Genomic DNA, 26182 nt, shown 5'->3' with positions numbered 1-26182 from the left:
AAGTGGGCGCACGTTGAGATTGCTCGATCTCAACGTGCCATCGCGGCCGTTGGCTGCTCGATCGAAGAAGGTTCGGGCAGCGTCGAGGTGAAGCGGTACTTTCCTGAGCCCACCGTCAGGAACGCCCGGCCGTCGCTCAGGTTGGCCGTATCGACGCCCTGCACTTTGGCGAGCGGCTGGTCACCCTCGCGCACGGCATTGAGAGACACCGCCGGGATCTGCACCGAGGCCGTTGTGTTCGGCGGCACCGTGAGATCCAGCGTGAACATCCGGCCCTCCCTCCGCCAGGCGACCTCGATTCGCCCGGCGGGCGAATCGTAGGCGCCACGCGCCCAGGTCAATCCGGGTTCGCCAACCGGTCCCGGCCGCACGACAAATGTCCGGAATCCCGGCACCGTCTCATCCGGCTGGATACCGAGAACCCCGTGAATGAACCACGCGCCGACATACAGATACGAGCTGTGCAGCCGGGACAGCTTGTCCTCCCAATCTTCCGGGATGGTCGTGTTGCCGCGGCGCAGCAGATCGCCCCAGCCCGGATAACCGGGCTGGCGCACCATCGTGTACAACAGGTCATCGCGCCCTGCTTCCATGAGCGTCTTGAAAAGGAAAGCGCCTGCCGTAATGCCGGCGTGGATATGGCCCTTGTTCACGACGAGGATCTCGCGTTCGAGCCGCCGCCAGACGGCCGGCCGTTCCGTTGCCGGCGGCACGTCGGTGAGCAGCGCGATCGCGAGATAGGCGGGGAATCCGTTCACATAGCTCGCGTCGGCGGTGTTGTAGAACTCGCGATGCACCGCGCGCCGGACGGTCTCCGCTCGCGCCGACCACGCGGCCGCTTCCGCGGGCCGGCCGATCTGCTCGGCGATGCGCGCCGCCGTGGCCAGGTTGTAGATCCAATAGCAGTTGTTGAAAAACAGCGTCTCGCGCGTGTCGCCGTTCACCCCGCGGGCGCCGGGCCAGAGCCAGTCGCCCAGAAAATCCCAGTCGCCGCCCCAACGTCGCAAGAGGTCGCCCGAGCTCTTGGTTTCGAGGAACTGCAGCCAGCGCACCATCATGTCGAAATTGTCCTCGAGAATCCGGCGATCGCCCGCGATCCGGTACATTTCCCACGGAAGGTGCACACAAATGCCGCCCCAGCTCGGGCCGCCGCCGCCCCAGTAGGTCGGCGCAGTGTACGGCAGCTCGCCGGGATGGACCGGCGCCGCCTCTTCCAATCCGACCCGCTGCGATCCCTGTACATCGCGCCAGTCCTGCATCCATTTTGTATACAGCGCCTCGGTGCGGAAATTCATCAACCCCGTGGTGGTCGTCGCGTGTCCGTCGCCGCCGTACCCCATCCGCTCGCGCTGGGGACAATCCACGATATAGCCGCCAACCGTGAGGTTTTCGTAGGTCCACAAAGTCGTATCGTAGATCTGATTGAGCAGCGGCTCCGAACATTCGAACTCAGACGCGCGCGCATAATCGGTGCGGACCAGCCAGCCCGTGAAATCTTCCGCCCGCGGCGCGGACGTCAGCCCGCGGATCGTGACCCAGCGACCCGACATGTAGTTGAACCGGTGTCGGAACCGGCCGCGGCCTTCGGGCCCGACCACGTAGACGCTGTGCAACGCGTGCGTCATCGAGCGCTCCTCGCGTTCCGAAAATTCGAAGGTGATCCGATCGCCGGGCGCGCCCGTCACCTGCGCTTCGAACCATCCGGCGTAATTGCGTCCCATGTCCACCCGATACACTCCCGACTCGACTTTTTGGATACTAATGGGATCGAGCTTCGCGACGAGACGGTTGGGTTCGGAATACTCCGGAGAAAGCTCCAACGCCGCCTGGTACACCTGCACCGGCCGCCATTCCTCACCGCCACCGCCCACCGCCGCCCAGTCCCGTTGCTCGCGCCGTGCATCGTACTCTTCGCCGCCGAAATCCATGAAGTTCCACGAACCCAGCAAACGATTCGGGCTCGAGCGACACGTCCAGGCTCGGTCCGAGGCGATGCGCACCCGGCGGCCACCGGTCATCTCCGCGTCGAGCTGAGCGCGGACGATGGGCGCCCAAGGTTTGTCCGATGTGGCGTATTCGGGAAAAATCGACCAAGCCGTGCCGAGCCACAGGCCGAGGGCGTTACGACCGCGCTGCAGAAGCGGTGTGACGTCGTAGGTCACATAGCGCGCGCGCCGGCGGTTATTGGCCACGCTCGGCATCAGCACCGCGTCGCCGACCTTTTGGCCGTTCACATAAAGTTCGTGATAACCGACGGTCGCGACCGTCATCAATGCGCGGCGGGGGACTTCCTCCAGATCGAACTCGCGCCGCAGCCACGGATCGGGCTGCGCGACGAACTTTCCGGCCGCCAGCGGATCGGGCGGAGCCTCGAAGTGCGGATCGTCGGGCGCGCCAATCCACTCCGCGGTCCAGTCCGTGGGCGCAAGCAGTCCCATCGTCCAAGTCGCCGGCGGGCTCCATTCGGACCATTCGCCGTTTCCATCCCGCACGCGCACCGACCACACGCAGCGCTGCGCCGAACTCAACGGCCGGCCAGCATATTCCACTTGCGACGTCGCTGCCGAGATCACCTCGCCGCTGTCCCACAGGTCGCCCGCCGGCAGGCCCGCCGCACCGGGAGCCCCGCTCACACGAATATGGTAGGCGGTTTGCCGCACGCCCCGAGTCGAAGGGTCCGTCGCGGAAAGATTCCAACTCAAACGCGGACGCGCCGCGTCGATGCCCAGCGGAGAGTCGAGGTATTCCGTTCTCAGATCCGTCGGAGCAAGCGCGGCCGCCGATGCGCCCGCCACGCCTATGGCCAGGGTCGTCATCGTCGCCATCCGGCGCATCCACCGAGTGATCCATCTGAAAGTACGGAGCGTCATCGGGGCAAACTCATGGGCGGTCACCGCCCCAGCAATTGGCATAAAGGTAATCCCGTTGACTTTTGGGGTTCTGGATTTGCATCGCCGACGGCGACCTCGTTTCGCTTGCAGAGTCGGCCGCACGGGCACTCCCGCCCGGCGCGGCGATTCACCCCATGCACGCGTTCTCTCGCTTCGTCTTCGTTGCGACCATTGGCTCCGCGCTCGGCGTGCAGCCCCGACTGCCCGCCCGTCCTGCTCCGAATCCGCTGGTTCAGCAGGCCACTCGCGAAGGTCTGCCCATTGCGGTGCAGCGCGCCCAGCCACTCGATCGTCTGGTCGTGACGGACGCGAAAGACGCGACCGTCGAAGTGCGCGACGGCGCCGGCCGCGTGTATGCCAGCGGCACGGGCAATCCCGCCTTTGTCTTCCGGGCCGGCGGCGCGCTGGGCACCCACCGCGTCACCGTACAGCGGTCCAGCGGGGAGGCGCACGCGGCGGAGTTCGAGCTCGTGGCGCAGACGCAGGTCGTCGACGGCGGGAAGTACGAAGACATGTTCAACCTGCTGCTGAAGGGAATGAAGACAGACCGGCCTGACGGCGTGTTCACGATCGACTGGAACGGACGCCCCCGGCGGATGTTCGTGAACTGGGGTCTCGACCATTTTCACACGATGAAAGGGATGAAGTACTTCAGCGACGCGGGCGGCGACTTCATCGACATGCAACGCGACACGCAGCGTGAAGATGGGATGATCTGGAGTTTCATCAACCCCGGCGACGCGCTGGCGTATTACCGCACGGCGTATAGGCCTTTCGGATACGTGCGAGCGTACGGCGACCGCACCTTCGTCCGGCAGCCAAGCGAAAATCATCCGGAATACATCTATGTCAGCTCCGTCTACCAATGGTGGAAGGCCAACGGCGACGACGCCTGGATGCGCAACCATCTCTCCTCCGCGATGCGGGCGCTTGATTATCCGATGAACGATCCCGCGCGATGGAGCACGCGCTTCCAGCTGCTCAAGCGCGTCTATACGATCGATTCCTGGGATTTTCAGGTCGACGACGCCTACACGCCCGACATCGGGCTCACCAACACGATGCTCGTCGATCCGGACAAATCGAAGTTCGGCGTCTTCTTCGGCGACAACGTGCACTATGCGGCGGCCTGCGAGGAACTCGCCGAGATGCTCGACCGAGCCGGCCGGCCCGATGAGGCCGCCCGATTTCGCGACCGCGCGGGCGGCATCCGCCAGCGGCTCGACTCCCTGTCGTGGAACGGACGCTTCTTTACGCATTTCATCGACGAGGATCCGAGCGTGAAACGGGATCTCGGCGTCGACGAACGCTCGCAACTGGCGCAGGGCAACATGTACGCCCTCAACCGCGGCATCACCGCCCCGAAAGCGACCGCGATCATCGGCACCTACCAGCAGTTGCTCGGCCATCTGCCGGTCGGGTCGCCCGGCGAATGGTACTCCATCTATCCGCCGTTCGAGCGCGGCTTCGAGATGCACAGCCCGAAGTGGCAGTACATGAACGGCGGCGTCGCCGGTCACGCCGCGGGCGAGTTGGCGCTCGGCGCCTTCCGCTGCGGTCAGGAAGACTATGGCCGCGACATCCTCGACCGCTTGAGCGCACTGGGCCACCGGCACGGCGACAAGATCTGGTTTGCATACACGGGTTCGATTCCGCCGCCGCCCCCCGCCCCGGCCTACCAACCGATCGATCTCAGTCCGTTCGCCAATATGGACCTGTGGTCAACCGATTCGCCCCGTGCGAAACGGTGGATGCTTCAGAAGAAGCCCGGCGACGACGTGCGCGGGCTGCCGACCGGCGAACAGGATTTCGCCGGCATCCGCTTCCACATCGTCGATCCGGCGCGCAACGAGCGACGGGCCGCGGTCGCCGTCTCACACCAGCAGGATTTTCCCACCTCCGTCACCGTGCCCGTGAATGCCAAAGCCGGAAGCGTTTACCTCCTTCACACGTCGTCGAAGCCCAGCAGCGAAAACGTCTGTGGCAGCGTCAACCTGGAGTACGACGACGGCACCTGGTCCACCCACTACATCACCATGGGGAAGCACCTCACGTATTGGTGGTTTTCCGAATTGAAAACGCCCCGCTCAGGAATCGCGTGGCATGGGCCGAACCTCGTGAGCGACGACGTGGGCCTGTCGTGGTGCGCCCTCGATAATCCGCATCCGGAAAAAACGATCGCGGCGATCCGTCTCCAGGCACCGGAGGACACCGGCATCTACACCGTGGTGGGCCTGACGCTCGCCACCCGTCCGCACTACGTTCCGCCCAGCGCGACATCGTTTGGCGGGCCCGACAACTGGGCCGCCGCCACGGCTATGGGGGCTTTCATCCGCGGTCTGGCTGGTGTCGACGACGACGGCGGTTCAGAGGCGTTCTCACACCCGCTGCTTTCGCCGCGTTGGGACACGCGCGAGTCACGCTCCATCCGCACGACGGTTCGTTATGCCCCGTCGTCCGGATACGTTTCGTATTGGTTTCAGCATGACGCCGCGGAGCACACGACCGACCTGACGATCACGGGCAGCGCGCGATACGTTCAATGTCATCTGCCGCTTCCTCCCGGCACGAGCCAGCCCAGATCAATCGAGGTGGATGGCGCGGCGACGGCGTATCGAACCATCGCCGTCGGCACCTCGACCTACCTGGATCTTCCGCTCGACCTCTCGCGGGTGCGCACGGTGCGCCTCCGCTACTGAATGCATCAGCGGACAAGCGTGGGCTGAGATTTCAAGGCAGCCTCGGCCCGGTTTGCTGTGCCGTCGGACGCGAGCCCGAGGCGGCCGTATTCGACGATCGCGCCACGCCGCACGGTCTGCACGATCCTGGTCAGCACTGCCAGTGCGATCAGGCCCACGATCATCTGGAACAGGTAGTTGCTCGCATAGTCGGGCCGGCCTTCAGGCTCGCCGCGGGAAAAGAGGTAAATCCAATAGCCGCCAAGATTCGCGAACACGGCCGAACTGACATAGCCGATCACTCCGAATCCCGCGCTGAGCGTCCCCATCTTGTCGCAAGGAACGAAGTCGAAGACCATCGGCGCCACCACGACGGCATTGGCGCCGATGAAGCTGCCGAATGCCTGCGAGCAGGCGAGCCACACCAAGGGACTCGGCGGCGCCCCTCCCGCACCGAACTTGATCACCAGCCACAATACGCCGGCCGAGGCGATCTGGACCATCAGCGTGACCCACGCGACGCGAACCCGCAGGGCTCCGACGGCCGTTTCACGCGAGACCAGCGTTTGAATGACCAGCAAGTAGCAAGCGCCTCCAAGCACGGTGGCGAACAAACCGGTCGCAAACACCGCCGCCAGCGGCGGCGGCGCGCCACCCCCGCGAGTGGCACTCCACACGAGCGCAGTGAAGGCGGTGCCGATCAGTCCAAGCAGGAGCCAAGGCGGGAACCGCGGCAGCCGGTCGGAGTACCAGCCGAAAAAAGGAGCAATCGCGACGATCGAGAGGATGGCGCACGGCAGCCCCAGCAACGCCACGGTCAACTTGCTATAGCCGAGCTGCTCGGTCGTGAGCAACACGTCCATATGTGCCCAGCAAACATTGCCGAGGCTGAGCCCGCCGAGCATATAAACACCGTAGATCCACCACCACCGGCGGTCGCCGAACACCTCCGAAAAGAAGGTCACGACCACGCGATGCAGACTGCGTGTGGCCGTCGGGACGACAGGAGCGGGCGCCGGTTGGGTTTCACGGAGCACAAGCGCCGTGAGCGCGACCATCGCGAGAAAGAACGCACTCGTAAGCGCATAGATGAGCTGCTCGCCCGAGAAGCGATGCCCACCGATCACGGGTATCGCGACCGGCCAGACGAAGTGCAGGTCGAACAGCGGAAACAGCCCCTGGAAATACACGAGCGCCGCAATACTCACCATGGCCTGCCGCATCGCGAGAGCGCGTCCCCGCTGCGCCGGCGGAAAAAACTCGATGCAGAAAGGTTCCAGCGGTCCCGCCAGGGAGACCACGACCGAGTAAGCGACCAGCACGACCAGCAACGCCGGCAAGTCCGGCATGTGCGGGACCAGCCCAATCCCGATGCCGGCGGCGGTCCAGCCGACGATAATGAAGGGACGCCTGCGTCCGAACGGCGTCCAGATCCGGTCGGCCAAATAATTACAGAGCGAGCCCACCGTCAGCCCGAGCAACGGCCACAGGCTCGCGATCAACGCGAACACCCTCGGATCCTGGGTGAAACGGCGCGTGGTGAGCACCACCGCGTTGCCCTGCACGAAGACGCTGAAGATCTGGCAAACCCAGAGCAGGTTGACGACGCCCACCGACAACCAGGGCAATCGCGGCTGGAGAGTGGCAATCGGTTGGAGCCAGCGGGGCATGGGGGTGCCGTGATCGCACCGATTTCGCGACCATCCGCCAATCACTTTTCACGAGCCTGTTCGCAAGGCCTCCCGCGCCACGCCCCTTGGCCCGCATCGCTGCGATCGCCGACACAGGGGTCAACGGGATCACTGTCTCTCCGGCCCTGCAACGGGTCCTGCGCTTGCGACGTTTCGTCAGAAGGTTGGGTTTGTCCTCACAGTCATGCCCCACGGTCGCCCCGTTGTTTCTCCTTCATGAACTCGTCCCACCTGCTCGTTTCCGCGCTGACGGCCATGCTGTCGTTGCGCGTGCTGGCCTCCAGCCTTCCGCTCACGCCACCGATGGGCTGGAACAGCTGGAATCATTTCCAGGCAAACATCACCGATGCCATCGTGCGGGCACAGGCCGAGGCGATGGTCAGCAGCGGCATGCGCGACGCGGGCTATGTCTATATCAACATCGACGACGGGTGGCAGGGATCACGCGCGGCCGACGGCACGATCCAGCCCAACGAGCGTTTCCCCGACATGGCGGCGCTCGCCGACTTCCTCCACGCGAAGGGTCTGAAGCTGGGGCTCTATTCATCGCCCGGCACGAAGACGTGCGCGGGCTACACGGGCAGTTTCGGGCATGAGGAACAAGATGCCCGCACCTACGCCGCCTGGGGCGTCGATTATCTGAAATACGACCTGTGCAGCTACAACGACGAGGTTGTGAACAAACTGACCACGCCTGCCGAGCGACTCGATGCCATCCGTGAAGCTTACGCGAAAATGCACCGCGCCCTGCGACAGACAGGCCGGCCCATCTTCTACAGCCTCTGCCAATACGGCCTCAATTACGTCTGGCGATGGGGCGCCTCTGTCGGCGGCAATTCCTGGCGCACGACTGGCGACATCGGCGACAGCTACGCCGCGATGGCAGCGATCGGCTTCGGTCAGGCCGGCCTCTCCCGCTACGCCAGCCCCGGTCATTGGAACGATCCAGACATGCTCGAGGTGGGAAACGGCGGCATGACCGCCGAGGAATACCGCACGCACATGAGCCTCTGGGCACTCCTCGCTGCGCCCCTGCTCGCGGGCAACGACCTGACAAAAATGAACGCCGAAACCATCGCGTTGCTTACGAATCGCGAGGTCATCGCCATCGACCAGGACCCCGCCGGCGTGCAAGGCGACCGCTTCTCCGCCGAAGGCCCTTACGAGATCTGGGGCAAACCACTCGCCGACGGCAGCAAGGCCATCGGCATTTTCAACCGCCAGGACACCTGGACGCGCGGCGAAGTCATCCCGGTCGATCTGCGGCCGCTCGGCTTCCCCTCGGGCGCACACGTTCGCGACGTCTGGAAACACATCGATCTCGGCCGCCGCGAGATCATTGAGGCCACGGTGCCGCCTCATGGTTGCGTGCTCCTTCGGGTCCGCGCCTGACGTTCCGCGCCGCCATTCTCATGATGAAAAGAAACCTCATCGGACTCTGCGGGCTCATGCTCGCCATCCTCGGCCGCGCGGTTTTGGCGCAGCCGCAACCGCTGCCCCTCCACGTCACGATCGCGGGCAATGAACTCCCGCTGCATCACTTCAACCAGGGGTCGTTCGGGAATTTCGAGCTGACCGCGCCCGTCGAGGTCATGATCCGCGCGGACTTCAATGTTCGCTGGGTCGATCTTCGACCACGCTCCGCCGGCGTCACCGCCACGATCGATGCGGATCACCGCACGATCCGCTTTCGCATCACCACGGCGCGCCCGCTCACCGTCGAGTTCAACCGCGACCTCGCCCGCGTGCTGCACCTGTTTCCCGCCACACCGGAAGACGACGCGCCCAAGCCCGGCGACGCGAAGGTCCGCTACTTCGGACCCGGCATCCACGACGCCGGTTTGATGGACCTCGCCGAGGGCGAAACGCTCTACCTCGCAGCTGGTGCGTGGGTGAAAGGCAACGTCCGCTCGATCGGCACCCGGAACGTCAGCATTCGCGGACGCGGCGTGCTGGACGGCACTGACATCCCGAACCGGCCGGCAACGACGTCCGCCGATCGCACCGCCAAACCGATTCCGGAAGATGAGTCCGGAGCGCGCAACATGATCTACCTGCAGAATGTCGAAGGCGCTGCCATCAAAGGGATCACCGTTTTCAACAGCCATTACTGGACGGTGTTCGTCCGTTCCTGCCGCAACGTGCACGTCGACGGCGTGAACGTCCTCAGCGGCAGCAATCATTATGGCAACGACGGATTCGATCTCGTCTCTTCGAGCGATGTGCTCGTCGAAAACGTCTTCGTCCGCACCAACGACGACTGCGTCGTCGTCAAAAATCTGGACGATATCGAAACGAAAAACATCGAGGTGCGCCGCTCCACCTTCTGGAACATGCCGGTCGGCGGCAACGCGATCGAGGTGGGCTTCGAACTGCGCAGCCGGGGCGCCTCTCATCTCGTGTTTCGCGACTGCGACATCCTCCACGTCGAGCGCGGCTCCGCCATCAGTATCCACCAAGGCGATTCAGGCACGGTCGAGGATGTCCGTTTCGAGGACATCCGGGTCGAGGACGTCCGCCGCAAGCTGATCGATTTCTGCGTGCTCTATGCCCAATACGGCATCGACAAACCGGCGTCACAAGCGGAGCGCGAGCGCCGGATGGACCCCGGCGGTGTGTGGGACGGCGAACAACGCCTCACGCCGGACGAATATCGTCAACACGCAGCCGAACGCGGCCGCATCCGCAACGTGCAAGTCCGCAACCTGCAGGTCATCGAAGGTGCGCTGCCCTACAGCATCATCGCCGGTTACGACGACGACCACCTCGTGGAAAATGTCACGATCGACGGCCTCTCGTATCTTGGCCAGCCGCTGCGCACGTTCGAGGCCGCCCAACTGGTCGTGCACGACGCGAAGAACGTCACGATCGACTAGGCCAACGTGCGGAAAGCCCGAGGCCACTGGGCGGGTCGTAGTCCGTTCATCAATACGCAGGGTGGACCTGTCCACCCTGTCCGCGCGTCCCATTTCAGCCTGCGAATGTCGGAACCGCTTCCAGGCTCCGCCAAGTTTGCGCTACTCCGCCGGCACTGCCGTCCACGTCAGCACCGTGCCGTCCTTGCGGTCGGGCTTCGCACCGGGCCAGTCGGCGCCGTAGGGCTCGCCGGTGTCGGGCGCGATGCCGACGAAACGATTCGTCTTCAGCGAAAGCAGCATGCACTGCCGGTCGCGCAACATGTCCTGCCACATGAACAGGCTCGCCTCGGACTCCGGCTTCAGCGGCCGCACATCGGCGGACAACCCCGCGCCAACCACCGTCAGAAAGCCGCTGCCATCCATCGCCTCCAGCGCCACGCGCCCCTGTCCGCGATCATGCACGCGGAAACGCGACTGCGCGCTCGTCGCCTGCTTCGAACCGGGCGCCGCGGAGTGCAACATGCCGTGCGGATTCGCCCACACGACGGAGCCATTGGACAGATTTGTGAACGTCACGATTTTGCCGAGGGGGATATTGGCCGAGCGATCGGCGAGAGGTTCGTCGACGCGAAAATCCGCGAAATCGGCATACCCACCTTCTCGGCCCGCGGTGTTGAACGCGAAGAGCCCGAGGCGCGTGCCCTGGAACGTTTTCAACTGATACGGCAGCCGAATTTCGCCACCGATTTGGGCGAAGGCATTGCCGTCGACGCTGACGCTGAAATGCGCGACGTCGTTATCGTAATCTCCGGTCGCGCGCAGCCAGAGGTGCGGCGACGCGAGCGGTTGCTCGATGGTTTCGTTTTTCGACTGATCGTAGTAGCGCAGCACGAAGCCCGCATCGGTGCGGACCACGCCCAGCGTCGCAAAGGGGATATTGACCAGCGCGAGTCCGGCATAATCGCCCACGCGCAAGCCCGCCGCGTCGAGTTCCGCGGTCGCCACGGAAACCGGTCCGATCGCACGCTGCGTGAGCATGTTCTTCGCCCACAAGAGATGGTCGGCGGGGAGCGTGTGCAAACGGAGCGCACCGGGTGTCTCCGTGAGCGACCATTTCTCGTCCACCGGGTGGTGATTCCACTGCCACACCGGCAACAGCTTCGAGCCCGAAAAATCGTCGCTGCGCTGGTAGGGCGCGTGCGGCTCCACTTGCGTGCCAAGCGCCGGTTTGGTCCACGTGCGCGGCGTGCGGCCGAGATTACCCGGGAGACCGAAATACGGCCAGCCATCGACCCAGGTGACCGGCGAGAGCGCCGTGGTGCGACCAACGGAGCGAAAATCGAGCATCGAAAAACCCCACCACTCGCCATTCGGCAAATCAACGATACCGCCCTGGTGCAGCGGCACGGCGCCGAGTTGGTTGCCGCCAGGTGGCGTAAGTTTAAAATCTGATCCGGGGCCGGGGATCTTCATCCCCAGGCCGATGGGCTGCAGCAGCCATCCGCGCTGCGTTCCGAGCGTTTCCTTCGCCGCGATCACGACTGTTTCGTAAGGGCCGTAAATATGATCGGCGCGCGCGGCCTGCATCCGGCCCGTCGGCGCATAGTTGGCGCTGAGAATATAATACTTGCCGTCGATTTTGTAGAAATGATGCCCCTCGCCCATCGCGTTGCCGCGCGGAATGATCACCCGGTCGGAGCCTTCGACGATGCCGCTGAGGTCCGGCTTGAGCTCGGTGAGAACAACCTCGTCGTATCCGTGCACAGCATACACACGGTTGTCGTCATCGAAGAGCACGGAAAGATCGTGGATGCCGCCCTGGAAGCGGCGATGCTCCCAGGGCCCTGCGGGATTCTCCGCGATGAAGACCTGCAGCCCGTGGCCGTTGATGTTGGCGAACAGGTAGAACTTGCCGGCGTGGTAACGAAGGCACGGCGCCCAAATGCCCTGGCCGTAGATCTCCTTACCCTCGTCGAGCTTGAACCCGGGCCCCAAGTCCAGCCGCTGGAACGCGTAACTGAGGAATTTCCAGTTCACGAGATCCTTGGAGTGCAGGATCACGAGCCCGGGCATCGCGTGCATCGTCGTGCCCGCGAGATAGAAATCCTCGCCGACGCGGATCAGGTCGGGATCGGAGAATTCGTCGTAGAACAGCGGATTCGTGAACGTGCCGTTGCCATTGTCGGCCGTCCAGCTCACCGGCGCGGCCGCGGCCCACCCGGGAGCAACCATCACGAAGGCGGACAGGCAGACAAGAAGGGACAGGAAGCGTCTCACGAATGACATATCTGGAAAACGAGAAGGGTTATGGGGGAGCGGGGCAACGCGGCGACGACGCGGCAATGCAAGAACGGAGGAGCGGGCGCCAACCTCAAGGATGCGTTGGCCATACCCGCGACTATTACTTTAGGCAGGTCCGCGCCCAGGCGGCGCCGGTCCCACCAGCGCGGAGTTCCACACCTCAACGCGCCCGAATGCGCCAGATCGTCAGCGAGTTTGCCGGCGCCTCGTAAGTGAACTCGGCGGACAGCGGCACGGTTTCGGTGACCGGCGTGACGGCCGGCGGCTGGCCATCGGTGTTCACCGCATCGGCGTCGGCTCCCCCGAAAACGGTGCGCTCGGCGGTCGCGGGGAGGCGGCTCGCCCCAGCCAGTTTCGTTGCGACGGACTGAGCGGTGGCTTCGCCGTTGACGAGCTTCACGATGAGATCGCCGTTCCGGCTGTCGCGCACCGCCGAGGCCGCCAGTTTCGCGCCGGTAGGCCCGGCGTCGAACGAAGTCGTCACGGCCGTGTCTCCGCGATTGCGACCGAAAAGCTGCTGCACGGTATAGTTGAGACTTGGATACACCTCGGTCGCGTTGAAATAGATCATGTCCGGGTGCCATTGGGTGTGCTGACGGCGGGCGAGCAGCGGCGCATACGAGGCCAGCCGCACGACGTCGCCGTTGCGCTCGAGGCTCGTCAAATACGCGGCCTCGGCGATCGCGGTGCGCAGGGTGTTGCGGCGGTCCTTTTCATGTGCGGCGTATTCGCCGAGATAAACCTTCGGTCCGTTCCGGTCGTAGGAATCGTAGCGGGAAAGATTCTCCCACATCCACTGCGGTGAGACGTAATAATGCTCGTCGACCATCGCCAGCTTCAGCTCGCGCGCGAACGCCCAACCAAGGTCGAAATCCTCCCCGTTCGCGAACGGGCCGGAGGTGCCGATGACGACAATCTCGGGATGTTTCTCCTTGAGCACGTCGTTGATCATCCGGAAGCGCTCCTTAAAGTCCGGCGTGATCGCGTCCTCGTTGCCGATGCCGAGGTATTTCAAGCCGAACGGCGCGGGATGTCCGGCCGCGGCGCGCACGGCGCCCCACTTCGACGTCGCCGGACCGTTGGCCCACTCGATCAAGTCGAGCACGTCCTGGATGTAGGCCGGCATGTCCTCCAGCGGCAGCCCTTCCTGTCCTCGGCCCGGCGAATGCCCCGCGTGCTGACAGCAGACGCCCGCCGTCACGACCGGAACCGCCGCCGCGCCGATGTCCTCGCAGAACTGGAAATACTCAAAATACCCAAGCCCCATGGTCTGGTGGTAACCCCACGAATTCCGCGACGCGACCCGCTGCTCGACCGGTCCGACCGTGTGCTTCCAATCGTAATACGCACGCACGCCGGGACCGTGCACGAGACAGCCGCCGGGGAAGCGCACGAACTTCGGCTTCAGGTCGGCGATGGTTTGCGCGAGATCGCGGCGCAATCCCTTGGGGCGGTGCTTGAACGTGTCCCGCGGGAAAAGCGAAACCATGTCGAGCGCCACGGCGCCCTGCTCGTGCGCGAGCAAAACAAAGCGCGCCTCGGGATCGGAACGCGACGGCGTGAGCGTTACGGTGTGCTTCGTCCACGTGCGACCGGATACCTCGAGCTTCGCTTCGGCCAGCACGCTGCCGTCCTTGCCTTCGAGACGGAGCGTCAGCGGCATCGGCTTCGTCTGGTCGCCCGGACCCCACATCACGCCCATGTAGGCCTGGTAAGCCCAGAACGACGCGTCGTAGGCCTTGCCGGCCTCGAGCGGAAGCTGGTCGAAACCGCGATTGGCGATCCCGACGCCGTCGCCGGGCTTCGTCACCGTGAGAATCAGGTAATGCGGGTTGTTGACGTGCACCGGACGCGCATCGCCCAGCCCGAGCCGTCCGTCGCCGTCGGCGGTTTTCACAAGATCCCAAAATGAAAACGGTCCCCAATTCGCCTGCTCGGTGGCGCTGTATTCGAAAGACCGGTTCTGCAACAGCTCGGCGTAGAGTCCGCCATCCGCGGCGTAGTTGAGATCCTCGAAGAAGATACCAAATAGCTCCGGACTGATCGCCTTCGCTGGCGCATCGAGCGCCACCGTGAGGGTGCGCGGCTGGGCCGCGAAAGCGGAAACGAACGCGAGAAGAAACGGCAGCCCGACGGGGAGAAAGCGCATCATAACGCCACAGCCTGCGGTCGCGCCCGTGATTTTCCAGCCAGGCGTTTTGTGACCGTCACATCGCAAGACGTGGCGGCCGGAACCGCCGCCTGCCCTCGCGCGCGGCTCCGTCGCAATCAGCGCAGTTCCCAAACGTAAGCCTCGCCGGCGCGGAGGGCGATCTCCTGCTTTCGCGCGCCGGTGCGGAGGGTGACGCGGCCATCGTGCTGCGCCCGAATCGTCGCCGACACGAGTTTTCCGTCACGCCACACCAGATCCACCTCGTATCCGCCGCGCGCGCGCAGGCCGCGCACCGCTCCGGTGGGCCAATGACTCGGCAGCGCGGGTAGCAGCACGAGGTCGTCGTGCTGACTTTGCAGCAGCATCTCGCAGATTCCCGCCGTGACCGCGAAGTTGCCATCGATCTGAAACGGCGGATGCGCGTCGAAGAGATTTGAATACGTCCCGCCCCCGCTGCTGCTCTGCGCCCGGTCCGAGGGCGCGAAACGCAGCTGTTGCTGGATCATTTTGAAGGCGTGATCGCCATCGAGAAAACGCGCCCACAGACAGATCTTCCAACCGAGCGACCAGCCCGTGCCGTCGTCGCCGCGGAAACGCAGCGACTGCTTCGCCGCCGCAAACAGCTCCGGCGTCACCGGTGAAATCTCCTCGCCGGGAAACACGCCCCACAAATGCGAAACGTGCCGGTGCCGGCTGTTCGGATCGTCCTTGTCCTCCAGCCATTCCTGCAGCTGGCCATGGCGTCCGATTTGATTCGGCGCGATCTGCGCGCGCAGGGCTTCGAGTTGATTCGCAAACTCCGCATCGCGGCCGAGCGCGCGGGCCGCCGCCGCGGTGTTCGCGAAGAGTGCGCGGATAATCTGGTGATCCATCGTCGGTCCCATCACCAGCCCGCCGTGCTCGGGCGAATTCGACGGCCCGCTGACGAGCCAGCCCGTGCGCGGATCCTTGACCAGATAATCGACGAAGAACTCGCTCGCCCCCTTCATCGCCGGATAGGCGCGCTGCGCGAGAAACTCGCGATCGCCGGTGAAACGAAAGTGCTCCCACAGGTGCTGGCAAAGCCACGCGCCGCCGGTCGGCCAGATGCCGTGATTTGACGCGTTGATCGGCGCCGTGCCGCGCCACAAATCCGTGTTGTGATGCAGCACCCAGCCGCGCGCACCGTAATGCGCCCGCGCCGTCTCCCGTCCGCTCACCATCAGATCGTCGATGAGGTCCCACAACGGCACCGCGCATTCCGCCAGGTTCGCCACGTCGGCGGGCCAGTAGTTCATCTCGGTGTTGATGTTCACCGTATATTTGCTGCCCCACGGCGGATTTGTGCGGTCATTCCAGATTCCCTGGAGATTCGCAGGTTGACCGCCGGGACGGCTGCTCGCGATCAACAGGTAGCGCCCGTATTGAAACATCAGCGTCGCCAGCTCCGGATCGGCCGACTTGTCCGCGGCGCGCAGGCGCTCGTCCGTCGGCCACCGGCGCGCCGGTGACGTTCCCAGATCAAGGCTCACGCGCCGGAACAGCGCCCGATGATCCGACACGTGGCGCTCGCGCAACTGCGCCGCGTCGAACGCCTCCGCCGCCGCCATCGTCCGCGCGGTCACCGTCTCCGGATCGCCCGAGATGTCGCGGAAGTTCTTGAAACTGGTCGCCGCTGCGATCCGCACGACGGCGGAATCGGCGCCTTCGACCTCGATGCCGGTTGCGCTCGCGCGCACCGTGCCGCCGCGGGTCGTGACGTTCACCTGCGTTGCGAAACGCAACCCGTCATCTTGCACGCGTCCGAGCAGCAGCAGCGTATCCGAATTGACAACACGCACCGTCGCCGCCGCGTGCGGTGCCCCGAGCCGGAGCGCGAAACGCAACGCGCCGGGCCGGTCCGTTTTCAGTTCCTCGACAATCAGCTGATCCGGGTGACTCGCATAAGTTTCGCGCGAGAACGTCGCCTCGCCGACGCGATAACGCACCCGCGCGATCGCCGCATCGAGATCGAGTTCGCGTTCGTAATCGCTCGCGCGCTCGTGTCCCGGAAACTGCAGCAGCAGATCGGCGAGCGGTTGATACATCTTCTGCCGCAGCGGCACGCTCATGAACTCGCGCATCGCGAGGTCCTCGGCCTCCTTTTGCGCGCCGGCCCAGAGCAGTTCCCGCAGCTTGGGCAGCACGTTGACGGCGCCTTCGTGATGATACGCATGCGGCGCGCCCGTCCACAGCGTGTCCTCGTTCAACTGCAGCCGCTCTTCCGCCAGGCCGCCAAACACCATCGTGCCCAGTCGGCCGTTGCCGACCGGCAATGCTTCGGTCCACGCGGTCGCCGGCTGGCGATACCAGAGGCGAAGGGGGCGCGCCTCCGCCGCGTCGTTCGCCTGCGCCGCGCGGATGATCGGCCGCGGCGTTTCCCGATTCGTCTCCTGGTCACTTCCCTCCAACTGCGTGCGAATCCACGCGATCATGCGATCCGGATAATCGGGCGCCAAATCGCGCCAGTTGGCCAACCGATGCCCCGCGCCGGGGATCACGAGCAGATCCGCGTGTGCGCCGACGGAGCGCAGCCGGGATTGAAAGTTCAGTGACTGCTGCAGCGCCACCGTCTTGTCCGCATCGCCTTGCACCAGCAGAAACGGCGGCGGTGCCGGCTTCTCCTTTACGGCTTCGATCGGCGCAAACGCCCGCAGCAGCGCGAGAGACTCCGGCGTGATTTCCTTCGGTCGATCGAACAGCGCCTGCAGCGACGTGCTCAGCCCGCCGCGCACCGGCAATTCGAATTCCGGATCCGTGACCGCCGCAAAACCCACCACCGCCTGCACGCGTGCGTCCGGCGCCGCCGCGAGACCGGTGAGACAGGCGAGTTGTCCGCCCGCCGAGTGTCCGAAAAGAACGATGCGCTGCGGATCGCCTTTGAATTCCGCGGCGTGTTCCTTCACCCAGCGGATCGCAGTTTGCACATCGTCGAAACACGCGGGCCAGCGATGTTTCGGCGCGAGCCGGTAGTTGATCGAGAACCAGGTGAAGTTCGCGCGGGTGAGCGGATCGAACCACGGCGTGATGTCCGCGCCGTCGGTGGGCCGCGTGCCGGCTTTGTCGCCGCCACTCCAACCGCCGCCATGCACGAGAATCGCGATCGGAAATGGCCCCTCCCCGTCCGGGACGCTCGCATCGAGCACCAGCCGCTCGCCGCCCGCTTCGCCATAAACCAGATCGCGACGGATCTCCGCCGCCGACATACCCATCATCGCTCCCAGCAGCAGCGCGAGTCGGGCGAAAATTTTGATCAACGACGAAGACAGCGAGAGGGGAAAAGTGCGCATGCAAGGGGTGGTTGGGGAGCCGCAGGCTATAGCGGCGGCGCTCGTTGTCCAAAGCCGCAGCGGCGCGCTCAAACGCCGCGCTGCTCACATCGTTGAAATCCGACAAAAAAGCCGCTCCCGGCTTGGAAGCGGCGCTGAGTCGTGGCGGACGCGGGCGGCGCGCGTCGCTAAATCGGACGCGGCTCCAGCAACTCCTCCACGCGCGATCGCTGTGGCATCGCCGATTGCGCACCAAACGACAGCGTCGACAGTGCCGCGGCGACATTGGCGTGCCACAGTGCTTCCGGCCAGGACGCCCCTTCGGCGAGCTTCACCGCCAGCGCGCCGACAAACATGTCCCCTGCGCCAACGGTGTCCTTCGGTTCCACGCGATAGGTCGGAATCACATGCGTCGCATCCGCGGAGAAATGCAGCGTCGGCTCGCAGCCCTGCGTCACCACCAGGTGCTGCAGTCGGTATTTTTTCAGAAATTGGCATCGCCCGGCGCGGTCGAGCGCCCCCAGTTCCGCCGGAGTGCACTGGAAGAAATCGCGGCACTCGTGCTCGTTGATCACGGCCGAGTCGATCGGCTGGTCCCACCGGAAATCCGACGTAAACGGCGACGCGTTCAGAATCGTGCGCACACCGCACGCGGCCGCCTGTCGCAGCGCGTCGGATACAACCGCCGCGGGGGTTTCCAGCTGTGCCAGCAAAACGTCGCTCCGCGCCAGCAGCGCCGGCAATGCCGGTGCCAGGGAGTCCGAGGTCACGCGCCAGTTGGCCCCGCTCGCCACCACGATCTGGTTCTCGCCGCGCGCGTCGACATAAACATGCGCCGAGCCGGTGATCGTATCGCGTTCCGTGCCCACAGCCGAACAGTCCACGCCCATCTCTGATAAATAAGTGCGGTAGCGCTCGCCATCGTCGTCGCCGCCGACCGCGCCCATCATCGCCACGCGCGCGCCCTGACGGCACGCGGCCACGGCTTGGTTGGCGCCTTTCCCGCCGAACTCCGTGCGCGTCGCACTCGCGAGCACGGTCTCCCCGCGCGTCGGCAGTTCGGCGACCGACCAGATCCGGTCGACATTGAGCGAACCCAGCACGGTCACGCGTGCCGGTTTTGAAGAACGGGAAGGCTGCATCAGAGTCATTTCGCCGCCGGCTCGCTGACGAGCGCCGCAAACAGTTCCCGCACGCGTGCCGCGCGCGCCGGATCCACGATCAGGTAGCGGTCGCGTCCAGTCTCTCCTTTTTTTGCCGGCACGAATTTCGTGAAACTGTCCGGCAGCACCTCCACGCGGCCGGCAACCGACAGCGCGAAGTAGTCCCGCTCCGGCCAGACCGCCTGCAGCACGCTCGTGAGATCGTAGCACGGCCGCTCGTGCGGCGTCGGGATATACAACTGATACGACTCATGCACCGGATGCCGCGCCACGTAGCCGAAATCGTGATCGACCACTGTCGCCGGGAAGCGGATCGCCTCGCCGATCTCCACGCCGCTCCAAACCATGGGCGTGGGCCACTCGGCCGCGACTTTCTGCGCCGAGGCGATGTCGTAGCGCACGTTGAACTCGAGCGGATAATTGCTCCCGTTGAGCGTGCTAAAGCCGCCGGCCATCAACGACAGCTCGCGCACTTTTTTCGCCACGAGCTCGCGGCCCGACAACGGGCTGTAGTCATCCGCTGGTGACGCCAGCAGCGCCGCAAGATTCGTGAAGAAACCCACCTGCAGCAGCACGATCTCGCCATCGCGCGCAGCAGCGAGGGTCTTGCGCAGCAATGCGACCGCGGACAACGCGTTCGCCGGATCGAAATCGTGCGGGTAGTTTTTCTCCGCCTTCAGATAACGACTGCCCTTCCCGACCAGGGGCGCGGACGGGTTCACGCCGATCGGAATATCCGGCCGTCCGTAGAACGTGTTGATCGCGTCGACCAGTTTCCCGGCCTGCGGTTCGGGATTCGTGAGCGTCACCGCCAGCAACTCGCAGGCGCCACGGTTCTGCAGCGCATGAATCACCGCCAGCGCCATCGCATCGTCGCAGTCGTTGCCGATATCGGTGTCGAAGATCAGCTTCACCGGCGCCGGTTTCGAGCCGGTTTCAGGCGCAGCCAACGCCGGCTCCGCGATGAACAAGGGAAGCGTCAGGGCAAGAATGGGGATAATTTTCCGCATAAAGTCAGCGTTCAGTTCGCGCGATTCAGCCGCCGGGCCACCCAGCCGGTGCGCAGCGCCTCCGCCGCGACCGCGCCAACGATCACCGCGCCCGTCACCACCCGCTTGATCGGCTCCGACACGCCGAGATGCGCGAGTCCCGCCTCGAGCGTGGCGATGATCAACACGCCTACAAACGTCGAAAGCATCGAGCCGCGTCCGCCCATCAAGCTCGTGCCGCCGATCACGGCGGCCGCGATCGCGGAGAGTTCGAGGCCCGAACCCGCATTCGGGTCGGCCGCGCCGAGGCGCGAAACATGGCAAAGCCCGGCCAGCGCCGCGAGCACGCCCGAAAGCACAAACACCGCAGCGCGCACCCGCGACGGCGACAAACCGGCGAGCCGCGCCGCCTCTTCATTCGTGCCGACCGCCACCACGTGCCGGCCAAACACCGTGCGCGTGATCGCAAAGTGCGAAATCAGCATCAACGCCACCGCCAGGAAAAACGCCGTCGACAGCCCCGCTCCCGGCAAGGTCGCCTGCAGGAAACCAAGCCGTTCGCCGAGGTATTTTGTCTGCGAATCCGTCGCGAGATACGCCAGGCCGCGCGCGCCTTCGAGCACGCCGAGCGTGACGATGAACGACGGCATCCGCAGCCAGTTGACGAGCGCGCCGTTGAACGCGCCGCATGCGAGCCCGGCGCCGAGCGCCGCGGCAAACGCGATCGGCAGCGGCGTGCCCTGGTCGATGACCATCCAGCCAAACACCGCGCCCGCCAGCGCCGAGATCGATCCGACCGAAAGGTCGATGCCGCCGGCCATCAACACGAACGTCATTCCGATCGCCGCCAGAGCGAGCGACGGAATCCGGTTGGCCACCGTATTCAAAGTTTGGAGCGACCAGAAATGATCGCTCAGCCCGCTGAACAAACCGACCAGCGCCACGAGCAACGCGGCGAGGAAAAGAAAATCGGCGAAACGTCGCACCAGATTCATGAAGAGAAAGAAGTTTCCGCGCCGGAAAAGCCGGCGAACGCCGCAGCCATGAAAGCCTCCGGCTCGAGCGCCGAGCGCTCAAACGCCGCGGTGAGGCGGCCATTCGACATCACCAGCACCCGGTCGCACAACTGCGCCAGCTCCTCGTAGTCGCTCGAGGCGACCAGCACGGCGGCGCCATCGGCCGCGAGGCCGCGTAGCAAATCGTAGATCCCCTGCCGCGCGCCGACGTCGACGCCGCGCGTCGGCTCGTCGAGCAACCACACGCGCACCGGACACTGCAGCCAGCGACCGATGACGACTTTCTGTTGATTGCCGCCGCTGAGCTGCGCGATCGGCTGCTCCATGCTCGCATGGCGCACGCGCAATTTCTCCAACAGCGCCGCGATGCCGGTGCGTTCTCCCGCCGCATCGATCCAGCCCGGCAAACCCCGCCGCGTCGGCAACCGCGTGACGCTCGCGTTGGCACGCACGGAGAGCGTCGCGAAAATTCCCTGCTGTTTCCGGTCCTCCGGAACAAACGCCAGCCCGCGCCTCACCGCGTCACGCGTGCTGCGCGGATGGAACGGCCGCGTGTCGTCGCCGAGAAAAATCTCGCCCGCGCTACGTCGGTCCGCGCCGAAAATTGCGCGCAACAATTCCGTGCGGCCAGCCCCGACCAATCCCCCGAGTCCGACGATCTCGCCGGCCGCCACCTTGAAACTCACGCCACGCACCGCGCTACCGGAACGCACCTCGCAGACCTGCAGCGCCGGCGTCCCGCGATGAACGCGCGCGTCCGTCGTCGCCGCCGGAGCGGGCAGCGCTCCTGCCATCAATCGGATCAATTCGTCGCGCGGCGTTGTCGCCGGCAGCGTCGCGACGAGTTGCCCGTCGCGCAGCACACTCACGCGATCCGCCAACTGCGCCAGTTCTTCGAGACGGTGACTGATATAGAGAATCGACGTACCGGCCGCGCGCAGGTCGCGCAGCAGCGCGAAGAGCGTGCGGATCTCCGCGCCTGACAGGGCCGCGGTGGGTTCGTCGAGGATCAGCACGCGGCACTGTTTCGTCAGACCCGCCGCAATCTCCACGAGTTGCTGCTGTCCCACGCCGAGCGTGCTAGCGGAACGATCCGGATCGAGATTGCTCAGACCGACCCGCGTGAGCGCAACCTTGGCGTCGCGCGCGAGCCGGCTACGTTGAATCCAGCCGGCGCGCGCCGGCAGGTCGTCGAGGAAAAGATTCTCCGCGACCGAGAGCGTCGGCAGCACGTTGAGCTCCTGCAGCACCATCACCACGCCCGCCGCCTGTGCTTCCTGCCGCGACGCCGGCGCGAACGCCACGCCGTCGAGTTTGATTTCTCCGCCATCGCGCGTTGCCAGACCGGCGATGATCTTCGAACACGTCGACTTCCCCGCGCCGTTGCCACCAATGAGCGCGTGGATCTCACCCGGCGCGAGCGCGAGATCGAGCCCGCGCAACACGACGTTGCGCCCAAAGGCCTTTTGCAGGCCGCGAAGCTCGAGTCGGGAAGGCTGCATCACGCGAGGAACGATCGGACGATTCGGACGCTCAGCGCGTTTCCGCGGTCACCACATCGACCGGTGTCGAGCGATCCTGCGCCGAACCGGACTGCAACGCCGCGAGCGCCGCTTCGATCCCGAAGACCGCGAGCTGGCCGCCGTGCTGGTCGGCGGTGGCGACGATCGCGCCGCTCTCGAGCAGCGGTTTGACCGCACCGATGTGATCGAAGCCGGCGACGAGCACCTGGCCCTCGCGGCCGGCGGAGCGGATCGCGGCGACGGCGCCGAGCGCCATGTTGTCGTTGGCGCAGAAGATCGCCTTGAGTTGCGGATGCGCGTTGAGGAGCGCGTTGGCGACGGTGTTGGCGCGTTCCATTTCCCATTGTCCGCTTTGCACGGATACAAGATTCAGGCCGGCGTCGCGCACGGCGTCCTCGAAGCCGAGGCGACGCTGGCGACCGTTGTCCGCCGTCGGAATTCCCTCGATGATCGCCACCGCGGCGCCGCGCTCCAGTTTGGCGGCGACCACTTTTCCGACCGCGGCCGCTCCCGCGCGGTTGTCCGGACCGACGAACGGAATCGAAACGCCCGCCTCCGCCAGCGCCGCCGCATCGAGGCGGTTGTCGATGTTGATGGCGACGATGCCGGCGTTCATCGCGCGTTTCAGCACCGGCACGAGCGCTTTCGAATCGGCCGGCGCGATGACGATCGCTGACACCTGCATCGCAATCATCTGTTCGACGAGGCCGACCTGCTCGGCGAGGTCGGTCTCGTTTTTGATGCCGTTCGAAATGAGATCGTAGTCCGACGCATGCGCCGCCTGGTGGGCTTTGGCGCCGGCCGCCATCGTGCCGAAAAATTCGTTCGCCAGCGATTTCATCACGAGGGCGACGCGCGGTTTCGCCGGCGACGAAGCGGAGTCGGAAGACGATTTGCTGCAGCCGGAAAAAAACAAAAGCCCGGCACTCAGCGAAAGGAGCAGACAACGAAGTTTCATGGATACGAACGGGTTTGAGGGCGGCGCCGATTCAGGACGAAAGGCTCAGCGAAAGCGACGCGCGATCGTGGGCGAGGAATCGAAAACTTTGGCCGCAACCGACTCGCCGCCTGCGGGCCAGTCGTCGGAGCGGAACGGCGCGGCCGGCAGACCTACGTCGTTGAACAACGAGACCTCGGGCGTGTTGCGCCACGCGTAGCGAATGGCGACGGGCGCCGGCACCGCCTCGGCGCGCACCAGCACCGTTTCACCGTCGAGCTCCGCGTGGGCTGGATGGAATTTTTGGTCTGCGCCGGCGATCTCGAAACCCGCCGCGCGGCCGTCGCGAAACCTCAATCCCCGCGCATGCGAGAACGAGACGCGAATCGCGGCGCCTTCGACTTTGGCGCTGAGATAAAGCGGACCGGAAAACTCCAACGCTTCGTGTTGCAGCTGCGCGCGCGCGATGAGCGAGAGCCGGCGCCCGGCCTCCTGCTTGTTCTTGAAATGAATATTGCGGTCCTCGCCGATATCGACGGTCACGATCATGCCCGTGTGCGGCAGCGCGAGCGCCGCGGCCTGCGCCTCGCGAAGAAACGCCCAGGTTTGCCCGCTGGGATCGTTGGGCGTGGCGTAGTTCGCAAGTTGGACGAAGTAGAACGGCCAGTCTTCGCGCTGCCAGTCGGCGCGCCACTGCCGGATCATGGTTTGAAACAATTTCCCGTATTCAGCGGCGCGAAACTCGTTGGCCTCGCCCTGATACCAGAGCACGCCGCGAAACGGAAACGGCCGCAGCGGGTGAATCATGCCATTGTAGAGTCCTGACGGCAGCCAGCGTGACCCCGGACCTTCGGCGGCGGCCGGTTTTCGCTGCGTGATTTTCTTTCCGGCCGCTTTCGCCGCGGCCGCTTCCTTTTCCCAGGCGGCGATGGCCGCCTGTTGTTTCAGATCCTCGGCGGGAAACGTCGCGAGCCGCTGCTGCCAGCGTGTCTGCACGACCGCGAAGTCCGGATCCGCGGCGAGCGCGGGTGCACTGATCCACGACTCAACCTGCGTGCCGCCCCACGCGCTCGTCACGATCCCGATCGGAACGCCGAGCGTGCGATGTTGGTCGCGCGCGAAGAAATATCCGACCGCGGAAAAACGCAGCACCGTCGCCGGACTGCACGTCGCCCATTTCGCTTCGACGATCGCGGCCGGCGTCTCGCCCACCGTGCGGGTGATCTTGCAGTGCCGGATCTGCGGAAAATTGGCCGCGGCGGCTTCCGGCTGAGGATTCAACGCAGTCGACACCGCCCACTCCATGTTCGATTGTCCGGAGCAGAGCCACACGTCGCCCACCAGAATATCACGAAGCTCGAGGCGGTTTTTTCCTTTCAGCACCAAACTGGCCGGCTCGGCCGACGCGCCGAGCGGCGCGAGCGTGACCTGCCAGCGTCCGTCTTTGCCGGCGCGTGTCGTGTGTTGTTGATCGCGAAAACGCACGTCCACGCGTTCGCCCGGATCGGCCCAGCCCCACACGGGATGGGCGATGTCGCGCTGCAGCACCATACCGTCGGCGAACAGGGACGCGACGGTGACGTCGGCGCGGGCCGAAGCCGCGATGACGGCGAGGACAAAACCGAGAAACAGCGAGAAGCGCATGAGATCAGATCAAGGAGGGATCGAGGACGACGTAGCGGATGCGTTTGCGTCCCCAGGTGTAGGTGAGATGCACGCGCTCATCGGAGCCGACGAGCACGCACGGATAAGCATAACCTTCACGGATCGGCGCCGTTTCAAGATCGATGACGTTGCGCCAGTGCAGGCCATCCGTCGAGACGGCGACGGTGAGCGGATAACGCGGCCCCCAATCGGAAGCGCGGGCAGGTTTCCCGGTCGGTGTATAGACCAACAGGATACGCCCGTCCGGCAGCCGCGCGGCGTCGATCGCCGAGTTGGCCATCGTGATGCCGAGGCCGGTGAGCGGCGTCCACGTTTCGCCGCTATCCGCAGACCACGCGGTCGCGAGCTCGCGCGCATACGTGCGGCAGAGCATTTGCACGCGACCGCCGCCGTGGTCGATCAGCGTCGGCTGTAAGGCGCGCAATCCAGCGGGATCGGCGAGCTGCGGCCGGCGCCGCCACTGCGTGAGCGACGCATTGGAGATTTCGAGATGCACGCCGCCGCTCGCGGTCGACGGATGCAACCAGGCGCCGTTCGCGAGGCGTAGCGGACGATTGCGATCCGGCCCGCGCATACCTTCGGGCAAGCGCGTAGGCTCGCTCCAAGTCGCGCCGCGATCGCTCGACCACTGAATCCAGGGCAGCCACGACTCGCCCTCCCACCCGGCCGAATGCACGAGCGCGAGACGGGAGTCGTCGACGGCCATCAGCACGGGATTGTAGGCGGGCACCGGTTCGCCCGCCGGGCCGCGCGCGCGTGCCACTTCGTGCGCGGCGGACCAACCTGACGCATCGCGACGGGCGCTCCAGATGGAGACGTCGACGTTGCCTTCCTGCGAACCCGCAAACCACGCCGCGACGAACCGGCCGGGCGACGCTTCGACGAGCGTCGAAGCGTGCACTTCCGGTTGTCGCGGCGCGGGCTCAATGAATTCCTCGACGAGCCTGGGGCTCGTCGCTGCGCCGGTGGCCGGGATCGAACCGCAGGCAGCGGACAACCAGATCCAGAGGAGGCGGCGGCGCATGGGCGGA

15 protein-coding genes are annotated in these 26182 nt (G+C 65.2%); 3 read left to right on the top strand and 12 right to left on the bottom strand.

Annotated features, from left to right (window positions below; translation table 11 throughout):
• Window positions 1-29: 29 nt before the first annotated feature.
• Window positions 30-2870, bottom strand: a complete 2841-nt coding sequence (locus tag AC6RV7_RS18660; RefSeq protein WP_500095708.1) for a family 78 glycoside hydrolase catalytic domain — start codon at window positions 2868-2870, stop codon at window positions 30-32.
• A 155-nt stretch (window positions 2871-3025) separates the two neighbouring features.
• Between AC6RV7_RS18660 and AC6RV7_RS18655 the strand changes: the two genes are divergently transcribed.
• A complete protein-coding gene (locus tag AC6RV7_RS18655; protein ID WP_500095707.1) occupies window positions 3026-5590 on the top strand; it encodes a glucosidase family protein in 2565 nt (854 codons plus the stop codon).
• A gap of 5 nt (window positions 5591-5595) precedes the next feature.
• Here AC6RV7_RS18655 and AC6RV7_RS18650 read toward each other — a convergent pair whose 3' ends face one another.
• The gene (locus AC6RV7_RS18650; RefSeq protein ID WP_500095706.1) at window positions 5596-7239 is read right to left on the bottom strand and encodes an MFS transporter; all 1644 of its coding nucleotides are present in this window, start codon (window positions 7237-7239) and stop codon (window positions 5596-5598) included.
• Between the two features lie 237 nt (window positions 7240-7476).
• Here AC6RV7_RS18650 and AC6RV7_RS18645 point away from each other — a divergent pair, with 237 nt between their 5' ends.
• Window positions 7477-8652 (top strand): glycoside hydrolase family 27 protein, encoded by a 1176-nt coding sequence (locus AC6RV7_RS18645; protein WP_500095705.1) that lies wholly within the window; start codon window positions 7477-7479, stop codon window positions 8650-8652.
• A gap of 20 nt (window positions 8653-8672) precedes the next feature.
• Window positions 8673-10136, top strand: coding sequence for a glycosyl hydrolase family 28 protein (locus AC6RV7_RS18640; RefSeq protein WP_500095704.1), 1464 nt, complete (start codon window positions 8673-8675; stop codon window positions 10134-10136).
• Between the two features lie 141 nt (window positions 10137-10277).
• Here AC6RV7_RS18640 and AC6RV7_RS18635 read toward each other — a convergent pair whose 3' ends face one another.
• The 10 genes from AC6RV7_RS18635 to AC6RV7_RS18590 all read right to left on the bottom strand — a co-directional run bounded on the left by AC6RV7_RS18635 (window position 10278) and on the right by AC6RV7_RS18590 (window position 26175).
• A complete protein-coding gene (locus AC6RV7_RS18635; protein WP_500095847.1) occupies window positions 10278-12350 on the bottom strand; it encodes a glycoside hydrolase family 43 protein in 2073 nt (690 codons plus the stop codon).
• A gap of 229 nt (window positions 12351-12579) precedes the next feature.
• On the bottom strand, window positions 12580-14571 hold the full coding sequence (locus tag AC6RV7_RS18630) for an alpha-L-arabinofuranosidase family protein (protein ID WP_500095703.1): 1992 nt from the start codon (window positions 14569-14571) through the stop codon (window positions 12580-12582).
• A gap of 116 nt (window positions 14572-14687) precedes the next feature.
• Window positions 14688-17879, bottom strand: coding sequence for an alpha/beta fold hydrolase (locus tag AC6RV7_RS18625; RefSeq protein ID WP_500095702.1), 3192 nt, complete (start codon window positions 17877-17879; stop codon window positions 14688-14690).
• Between the two features lie 167 nt (window positions 17880-18046).
• Window positions 18047-19000: a ribokinase gene (locus AC6RV7_RS18620; RefSeq protein WP_500095701.1), complete on the bottom strand. Its 954-nt coding sequence runs from the start codon at window positions 18998-19000 to the stop codon at window positions 18047-18049.
• A gap of 5 nt (window positions 19001-19005) precedes the next feature.
• On the bottom strand, window positions 19006-20031 hold the full coding sequence (locus tag AC6RV7_RS18615; RefSeq protein ID WP_500095700.1) for a nucleoside hydrolase: 1026 nt from the start codon (window positions 20029-20031) through the stop codon (window positions 19006-19008).
• Between the two features lie 11 nt (window positions 20032-20042).
• Window positions 20043-21005 (bottom strand): ABC transporter permease, encoded by a 963-nt coding sequence (locus tag AC6RV7_RS18610; RefSeq protein WP_500095699.1) that lies wholly within the window; start codon window positions 21003-21005, stop codon window positions 20043-20045.
• On the bottom strand, window positions 21002-22528 hold the full coding sequence (locus AC6RV7_RS18605; RefSeq protein ID WP_500095698.1) for a sugar ABC transporter ATP-binding protein: 1527 nt from the start codon (window positions 22526-22528) through the stop codon (window positions 21002-21004). Before AC6RV7_RS18605 ends, AC6RV7_RS18610 begins: the two co-directional genes overlap by 4 nt.
• Window positions 22529-22559: 31 nt before the next feature.
• On the bottom strand, window positions 22560-23507 hold the full coding sequence (locus AC6RV7_RS18600) for a substrate-binding domain-containing protein (protein WP_500095697.1): 948 nt from the start codon (window positions 23505-23507) through the stop codon (window positions 22560-22562).
• A gap of 45 nt (window positions 23508-23552) precedes the next feature.
• Window positions 23553-25130, bottom strand: coding sequence for a sialate O-acetylesterase (locus AC6RV7_RS18595; protein ID WP_500095696.1), 1578 nt, complete (start codon window positions 25128-25130; stop codon window positions 23553-23555).
• Window positions 25131-25134: 4 nt separating this feature from the next.
• The gene (locus AC6RV7_RS18590; RefSeq protein ID WP_500095695.1) at window positions 25135-26175 is read right to left on the bottom strand and encodes a sialidase family protein; all 1041 of its coding nucleotides are present in this window, start codon (window positions 26173-26175) and stop codon (window positions 25135-25137) included.
• Window positions 26176-26182: the final 7 nt, after the last annotated feature.

The organism is Opitutus sp. sgz309028 (assembly GCF_059821195.1).
The sequence above is the reverse complement of the archived record's forward strand: the minus strand, read 5'-3'. Positions and strand labels throughout refer to the sequence as shown.